The following is a 7,189-nucleotide window of genomic DNA, read 5'->3' on the forward strand; positions in this document are numbered from 1 at the left end:
TTATCCCGGTGCGACGTGGCCAGGGAGGCCCCGCACTTGCTGATTCAAATCAAAGCGTATTTGCCTGAGCTGTTATTATCTGCCGTATCTATTCAGTACGGATTGATCCATGTCCTCTCGCGAAATCCGCATCGCCACCCGTAAAAGCGCCCTGGCCTTGTGGCAGGCCGAATACGTCAAAGCACGCCTTGAGCAGGCTCACCCGGGCCTCACGGTAACCTTGGTGCCTATGGTCAGTCGCGGCGACAAACTGCTGGACTCACCGCTGTCGAAAATCGGCGGCAAGGGCCTGTTCGTCAAGGAGCTGGAAACCGCGCTGCTGGAAAACGAAGCCGACATCGCCGTGCACTCGATGAAAGATGTGCCAATGGACTTCCCTGAAGGCTTGGGCCTGTTTTGCATCTGCGAGCGCGAAGACCCGCGCGATGCCTTCGTTTCCAATACCTTTGCTTCGCTGGATGAGTTGCCATTGGGCAGCATCGTCGGCACCTCCAGCCTGCGTCGCCAGGCGCAACTCTTGACCCGCCGCCCGGACCTGCAGATCCGCTTTCTGCGCGGCAACGTCAACACCCGCCTCGCCAAGCTGGATGCCGGTGAATATGACGCGATCATCCTCGCGGCGGCCGGCCTGATCCGTTTGGGCTTCGAAGACCGCATCACCTCGGCCATCAGCGTCGAGGACAGCCTGCCGGCTGGCGGGCAGGGCGCTGTTGGCATTGAGTGCCGCACCGTCGACACTGAAATCCACGCCCTGCTCAAACCCCTGGACCACCACGACACCGAAGTACGTGTCACCGCCGAGCGTGCGTTGAACAAGCACCTCAACGGTGGCTGCCAGGTGCCGATCGCCTGTTATGCCGTGCTGGAGGGTGAAAACCTGTGGCTGCGCGGGCTGGTGGGTGATCCGGATGGCGGCACCTTGCTGACCGCCCAAGTGCGTGGCCCGCAACGTGACGCCACGGCGCTGGGGATCCAGGTAGCGGAAGAACTGCTGGACAAGGGCGCTGGCGCCATTCTGCAAAAGGTCTATGGCGAGGCTGGCCCGCAGTGACCGACTGGCGAGTGCTGCTGACGCGGCCCGCCGAGGAATCGGCGGCCGTGGCGGCGGCATTGTCCGACGCGGGAATTTTCAGCAGCAGCTTGCCGTTGCTGGACATCGAACCGTTGCCCATCACGCGCGAACAGCAGGCGGTCTTTCATGACCTTGGCCGCTATTGTGCGGTGATTGTGGTGAGCAAACCGGCTGCACGCCTGGCCGTGCAAGAATTGGATCAAGTTTGGCCGCAGCTGCCGTGGTTCAGTGTCGGCGCAGCGACTGCGCAAGTGCTGGCCGATGGTGGGTTGCGTGTTCACTATCCGCAGACGGGTGACGACAGCGAGGCTTTGCTTCAATTGTCTGCCTTGCGCGAGGCTATCGCACGCCCGGATGCCCGGGTCCTGATCCTGCGGGGCGAGGGTGGTCGTGAGCTGCTGGCTGAGCGTTTGCGCGAGCAAGGTGCTAGTGTCGATTATCTGGAGTTGTATCGCCGACTCCTGCCGGCATACGACGCCGGTGTGCTGACGCAGCGCATCCAGTTGGAACGCTTGAACGGCCTGGTGGTCAGCAGTGGGCAGGGTTTTGTGCACTTGCAAGCCCTGGCTGGAGTCGATTGGCCGCAGGTAGCGCAGCTGCCGTTGTTCGTGCCCAGCCCGCGAGTCTATGAGATGGCGCGGGCGGCTGGCGCAGAAAAAGTTGTGGATTGTCGCGGCGCGAGTGCCGCGGCTTTGTTAGTGGCGTTACGGAGTCATCCCGTTCCCACTCTCTGATACGCAAAGGACGGATACGTGAGCGAAACAGCCTTGCCTAAAGATGAAACCCAACCCGCACTTGATGCGCCGGTTGAGTCACCGGTCTCCGCGCCACGCCGTGGCAATGGCCTGGCAATCGTCGCCCTGCTGCTCGGTGCTGCCGGCGTCGCCGCCGGCGGTTGGGGGATCTGGCAGGTCCGTGCCCTGCAAGCCAGCAGCCAGCAACAGCTGGGCCAGGTGCAGACCCTCGATGACCAGTCCCAATCGCTCAAGCAAAACCAGCAGCAACTGGCTGCGCGCCTGGGCCAACTGCCCGGAGCAGACGAGCTGGAGGAGCGCCGCCGCCTGGTGGCCCAGTTGCAGGGTGATCAACAGCGCTTGAGCCAGCGTTTGGAAACGGTACTGGGCGCCAGCCGTCAGGATTGGCGTTTGGCCGAGGCCGAGCACCTGATCCGCCTGGCCAGCCTGCGACTGTCTGCCCTGCAAGATATCAACAGTGCCCAGGCGCTGGTCCAGGGCGCCGACGAAATTCTTCGCGAGCAGAGCGACCCGGGTTCCTACGCCGCCCGCGAGCAATTGGCCAAGAGCCTTGCCGCGCTGCGCAGCACCGAGCAGCCGGACCGCACCGGGCTGTACCTGCAGTTGGCGGCCCTGCGTGATCAGGTCGTACAGTTGGCGGCTATCGCGCCTGAATACCAGCTTCCCGCACCCACGTCCGAGGAGCGCCCGAGCACTGACACGGACAACCGCTGGAGCCAGTGGTGGGAGCAGATTTCGCGCTACTTCCGTATCGACTTCAACCCGGATGACAATATCCGTCCGCTGCTGGCTGGCCAAGGCCTGAACCAGGTGCGCCTGGCCCTGAGCCTGGCCCTGGAGCAAGCCCAATGGGCGGCGCTCAATGGCGAGACGGCGGTGTACAGCCGCGCCCTTGGCGAGGCGCGCAGCGTGCTGCAGGACAACTTCAACCAGGACAACCCGCAAAGCAAGGCGATGCTGGCGCGTATCGCCGAGCTTGAGCCCAAGGCTGTCTCCGTGGTGACGCCAGACCTCGCCGCGAGCCTGGCGGCCGTGCAGGCCTACCTTGAGCGTCGTCATCTGTCTGCCGATGAAGCCAAGGCGCTGGCCGCACCTGCGGCCACCCCGGCGAAGCAGGAGTAGAACCGATGAAGCGTTTCTATGTGATCCTGGTGCTGGCGATTGCGATTGCCCTGGCAGTGGGCGTGGGTATTTCCAAACACACCGGCTACGTGCTGATTACCTATCCGCACGTGTTCCATTACGAGTCGAGCCTGTGGGCGACCGTGGTGGCGGTGTTTGCCGTTGGCCTGGCGATCTACCTGATCCGCGTGCTGCTGGGGCTGGTCACCACCTCCGGTGGGGTGGTCAACCCATGGTCGCGCCGCAACCGCAGCCGCCGCGTGCAGATCGCCATCGAACAGGGCCAGATGGACCTCGCCGAGGGCCGCTGGGCCAGTGCCGAACGTCACCTGCACCGTGCCGCCGAAGCTGAGCGCCAACCATTGCTGTACTACCTCGGTGCGGCGCGGGCGGCCAATGAGCAGGGGCGCTATGAAGAGTCTGACAGCCTGCTGGAACGCGCCCTGGAGCGTCAGCCCCAGGCAGAGCTGGCGGTTGCCTTGAGCCATGCGCAATTGCAGCTGGACCGTGGTGACACGGACGGCGCGTTGATCACTTTGCAGGCGATGCACGAGCGTCATCCCCATAACGCCCAGGTGCTGCGCCAGTTGCAGCGCCTGCATCAGCAGCGCGGCGACTGGTCCGCCGTGATCCGCCTGCTGCCGGAACTGCGCAAAGACAAGGTGCTGCCGGCCACCGAGCTGGCCGAACTTGAACGCCGCGCCTGGGGTGAGAATCTGAGCCTGGCGGCCCAGCGGGAAGAGCAGGGCGAAGCCGGCTTGCAGGCCCTTGAGCGGGCCTGGCAACAACTGACCTCCGCCCAGCGCCAGGAGCCGCAACTGGTCCTTGCCTATGCCGAGCAACTGCGCCAACTGGGCGCCGACGCCAAGGCTGAAGAAGCGCTGCGCGGCGCTATCAAGCGCGGTTACGACAGCCACCTGATTCGTCTCTACGGCCTGCTGCGTGGCAGTGACCCGGCCAAACAATTGAAGTTTGCCGAAGGTTGGCTCCAGGACCATGCCGCCGATGCCAGCCTGTTGCTGACACTGGGCCGCCTGTGTCTGCAAAACAGCCTGTGGGGCAAGGCGCGGGACTACCTCGAGAGCAGCCTGCAAGTGCAGCGTAACCCCGAGGCATGTGCCGAGTTGGCACGCCTGTTGGCCCAGCTGGGCGATACCGAGCGCAGCAATCAGCTGTTCCAGGAGGGCCTGGGCTTGCTGGATAACCGTTTGCTGGCCTCGCCGTTGCCTGTTCCTGCGCGGGTTTGACGTAGGAAGGTGTTAAGGGTTGGCTCAGATATGTCTGCTAGCCAGCCCTTCAATGTCTCGTCAGCGGGGTTGTAGGCGTGTTCCTACGCTTGGCAGCTCTGATTCCTCCACGTTCTGACGGGTTATCCTTACGCTCTCACGGAATCGTCTGCTCTGGCGCGTATTGAAACGGGCCAGGCCTTTCCTCTACCGTATCGACCTATACTTCGCGGTGCGGATACAGCATGTCTTTTGCCCCTTCACGTAGCTTTTTTTTCCTCGCGTTCCTGGCCGGAGCGCTGACGTTGGGCGCGTCTTTTTACCTGGAGTTCGGTGCGTCGTTGCGGCCGTGTTTTCTGTGCCAGATGCAACGAGCCTTTCTCGCTGCATTCATGTTGATCAATCTGGTCGGCGCCCTCCATAACCCCAAGCGCTCGGCCATCTACCTGTATGGGCTGGCAAGCATGGCTTGCGCGCTGCTTGGGGCAATCACCGCCGTGCGCCAAGTGTTGCTACAAAATGCCGCACAGGAGCAAGCGGATTGCTTGCCCAACCTGCACCTCATGATCGAAAACCTGTCGTTGTGGCAGGCATTGCAATGGGCCTTCAAAGGCACCGTCGATTGCATGGAAATCAACTGGACACTGTTTGACTTGAGCCTTCCCGAGTGGAGCCTGCTGTTCTTCGTGGCGATGCTGGTGTTGGGCGTCATGCAGTTTTCACGGCTGTTTTTGCGCCAGCGTTTGAGCCCCGCAGGGCATTAAAACCCAGGCGCAATTTGTAGGACGGGATTAAACACTTGTATGAACTTTCTCTCCTGCGTACCTTGAAGCCATAGTCATGCGGGCATAATCTGGCCCGCACGCGTTTGTGAAACCTTTTGTCAGATGCGGCCTTGTCCGGCTGCCGCTTTATCCTTTAAGTGTTGTGCGGGCACCCGGCGGCAGCGCCCCTATAGGGAAGAGAGATCATCATGCTGGAAAGTTGTCAGAATGCTCAGGAACGCTGGGGTGGGGTGCACAAGCTGATCGACAGCTGGTTGAAGGCACGTCACGAACTGGTTCGGGCCTTTGATGCTCTCGGCGCCAAGCCCGAGGCACTGGCTGAGAATCGCGAACCGTTACAAGACTTCTGCGGTGTGCTGATGGACTACGTGTCTGCAGGCCACTTTGGCGTCTACGATCAACTGACCAACGAAGCTAAAGCCTTTGGTGATGATCGAGGGTTGGAGCTCGCTGATACTATTTATCCGCGCCTGGAAGCCATCACAACGAAGCTCGTTGCGTTTAACGACCTGTGCGATGCCGGCCAATGTGTTGCAGAAAAATTCAAAGAGTTGGGTGGTTTGCTCCATGAGCGTTTCGAGCTGGAAGACTGCCTGATCGAAGTACTGCACAACGCCCACAAGGAAGAGCCTGTAACCCAGGCTTGAACCTCGATGGCGATACAAAAAACGGTGCGCATGACGCACCGTTTTTTATTGGGTTAGTGGCGGGTGCCGAGCAATTCGATCTCGAACACCAGCGGCGTATACGGCGGGATCAACTCACCGGCACCGTCTGCGCCATACGCTTGAGCCGATGGAATCACCAGGCGCCACTTCGCGCCCACCGGCATCTGTTGCAATGCGCTGCTCCAGCCACTGATCACACTGTCCAGACGAAACCATTGGGGCTGCGGGCTCTGATCGAAGACTGTGCCGTCGGGCAATCGCCCAATGTATTTCACTTCAACCTGATCGTTCGCTCCAGGCTTGGTGCCGCTGCCGGGTGTGAGTTCTGTCAGCAGGATTCCATCGGCCAATTCGCGCACGCCTTTGGCGGCTTTTTCCTTGGCTAAAAATTGTTGTTCAGCGGCGAGGGCTTTTTCGCTTTGAGGTGCTTGCGCATCGGCTTGGCTCTGCGCTTCGTGCTGGGCAAGAATCTGTTCGATACGCGCGTTATCCAGCGCCAGCGGTTTGCCTTGATAGGCTTGCTTGAGGCCGTCGACCAGCGCCTGGATCTGCAGGTCGGGAACCTCTTGGCGCAAGCGCTCACCGAGGCTGGCGCCCAGGCTGTAGGCGAGGTCGTGCGAGTCCTGGTCTACGGTTTTGGACGGCGATTGCTCGCTCGCATGGGCCACGGAAATTGCCAGCCCGAGGACAAGAAAAAGGTAACGCGACATGGGCATTCTCCCGCCGAAAGTGCGACGGATTATGCCAGTGTGAGTGGGTAAAAAGTGCCGCGTATTTTCGTTATATCGATAAGAATTTTCGCACGGTGCAACGCAAGGCAAACGATACTGTCAACATGCCCTAGCGGCGGTAAGAGCAGAGGGCTAGTATGAGCCGCACCCACGTCAGCCAGGAGGTAAACCATGTCGGCCAAACAGAAGCCTGTTAATACCCCGTTGCATTTACTCCAACAACTTTCGGGCAGCTTGCTCGAACATCTGGAAAGCGCCTGTTCCCAAGCGTTGGCTGATGCAGAAAAACTGCTCGCCAAGCTGGAAAAGCAACGCGGTAAAGCGCAAGAAAAGCTGCACAAATCCCGCACCAAACTGCAAGACGCCGCCACTGCCGGCAAGGCCAAGGCTCAAGCCAAAGCCAAAGACGCTGTCAAAGAACTTGAGGACCTGCTGGACGCCCTCAAGGATCGCCAAGCTGAAACCCGCGCCTACATTTCCCAACTCAAAAAAGATGCTCAAGAAAGCCTGAAACTGGCCCAGGGCGTTGGTCGTGTGAAGGAAGCTGTAGCCAAAGTGTTGGGCTCGCGTACTCCGGCAAAAGCTGTTGCTGCGAAGGCACCGGCTAAAGCGGCCGCCAAGCCAGCGGCGAAAACTGCTGCTGCAAAACCAGCTGCCAAAACTGCCGCTGCCAAGCCAGCCGCCAAGCCAGCTGCTAAAACCGCTGCTGCCAAGCCAGCCGCCAAGCCAGCTGCTAAAACCGCTGCTGCCAAACCAGCCGCCAAGCCAGCTGCTAAAACCGCTGCTGCCAAACCAGCCGCCAAGCCAGCTGCTAAAACCGCTGCTGCCAA

At 60.8% G+C, this 7,189-nt stretch carries 8 protein-coding genes; 7 read left to right on the plus strand and 1 reads right to left on the minus strand.

What is annotated here, in order from left to right; translation table 11 throughout:
• The first annotated feature begins 109 nt into the window (after positions 1-109).
• From hemC to rsd, 6 genes are all read left to right on the plus strand, one after another.
• A complete protein-coding gene (gene hemC / locus AC0IYH_RS09845) occupies positions 110-1,051 on the plus strand; it encodes a hydroxymethylbilane synthase (protein WP_471834066.1) in 942 nt (313 codons plus the stop codon).
• Positions 1,048-1,806, plus strand: coding sequence for a uroporphyrinogen-III synthase (locus tag AC0IYH_RS09850; protein ID WP_471834067.1), 759 nt, complete (start codon positions 1,048-1,050; stop codon positions 1,804-1,806). The genes hemC and AC0IYH_RS09850 overlap by 4 nt, the downstream gene beginning before the upstream one ends.
• Positions 1,807-1,824: 18 nt before the next feature.
• Positions 1,825-2,949: a uroporphyrinogen-III C-methyltransferase gene (locus tag AC0IYH_RS09855; protein WP_471834069.1), complete on the plus strand. Its 1,125-nt coding sequence runs from the start codon at positions 1,825-1,827 to the stop codon at positions 2,947-2,949.
• Between the two features lie 5 nt (positions 2,950-2,954).
• Positions 2,955-4,196 (plus strand): heme biosynthesis HemY N-terminal domain-containing protein, encoded by a 1,242-nt coding sequence (locus tag AC0IYH_RS09860; protein WP_471834071.1) that lies wholly within the window; start codon positions 2,955-2,957, stop codon positions 4,194-4,196.
• Positions 4,197-4,420: 224 nt separating this feature from the next.
• On the plus strand, positions 4,421-4,939 hold the full coding sequence (locus AC0IYH_RS09865; protein ID WP_471834073.1) for a disulfide bond formation protein B: 519 nt from the start codon (positions 4,421-4,423) through the stop codon (positions 4,937-4,939).
• Between the two features lie 209 nt (positions 4,940-5,148).
• Positions 5,149-5,607, plus strand: coding sequence for a sigma D regulator (gene rsd / locus AC0IYH_RS09870; RefSeq protein WP_471834075.1), 459 nt, complete (start codon positions 5,149-5,151; stop codon positions 5,605-5,607).
• 53 nt (positions 5,608-5,660) lie between these two features.
• Here rsd and AC0IYH_RS09875 read toward each other — a convergent pair whose 3' ends face one another.
• Positions 5,661-6,338 carry an FKBP-type peptidyl-prolyl cis-trans isomerase gene (locus tag AC0IYH_RS09875; protein WP_471834077.1) on the minus strand — a complete coding sequence of 226 codons (678 nt, stop codon included), beginning with the start codon at positions 6,336-6,338 and terminating at the stop codon, positions 5,661-5,663.
• A 192-nt stretch (positions 6,339-6,530) separates the two neighbouring features.
• Here AC0IYH_RS09875 and AC0IYH_RS09880 point away from each other — a divergent pair.
• On the plus strand, positions 6,531-7,189 hold a 659-nt coding region (locus AC0IYH_RS09880; protein WP_471834079.1), incomplete at its 3' end, for an AlgP family protein.

It is taken from the genome of Pseudomonas sp. AC463 (genome assembly GCF_979253585.1).

Excerpts from the sequence above, each read along its gene's own strand:
- hemC (WP_471834066.1), top strand. The coding sequence starts at position 110 with ATGTCCTCTCGCGAAATCCGCATCGCCACCCGTAAAAGCGCCCTGGCC.
- AC0IYH_RS09860 (WP_471834071.1), top strand. The coding sequence starts at position 2,955 with ATGAAGCGTTTCTATGTGATCCTGGTGCTGGCGATTGCGATTGCCCTG.
- AC0IYH_RS09865 (WP_471834073.1), top strand. The coding sequence starts at position 4,421 with ATGTCTTTTGCCCCTTCACGTAGCTTTTTTTTCCTCGCGTTCCTGGCC.
- rsd (WP_471834075.1), top strand. The coding sequence starts at position 5,149 with ATGCTGGAAAGTTGTCAGAATGCTCAGGAACGCTGGGGTGGGGTGCAC.
- AC0IYH_RS09875 (WP_471834077.1), bottom strand. The coding sequence starts at position 6,338 with ATGTCGCGTTACCTTTTTCTTGTCCTCGGGCTGGCAATTTCCGTGGCC.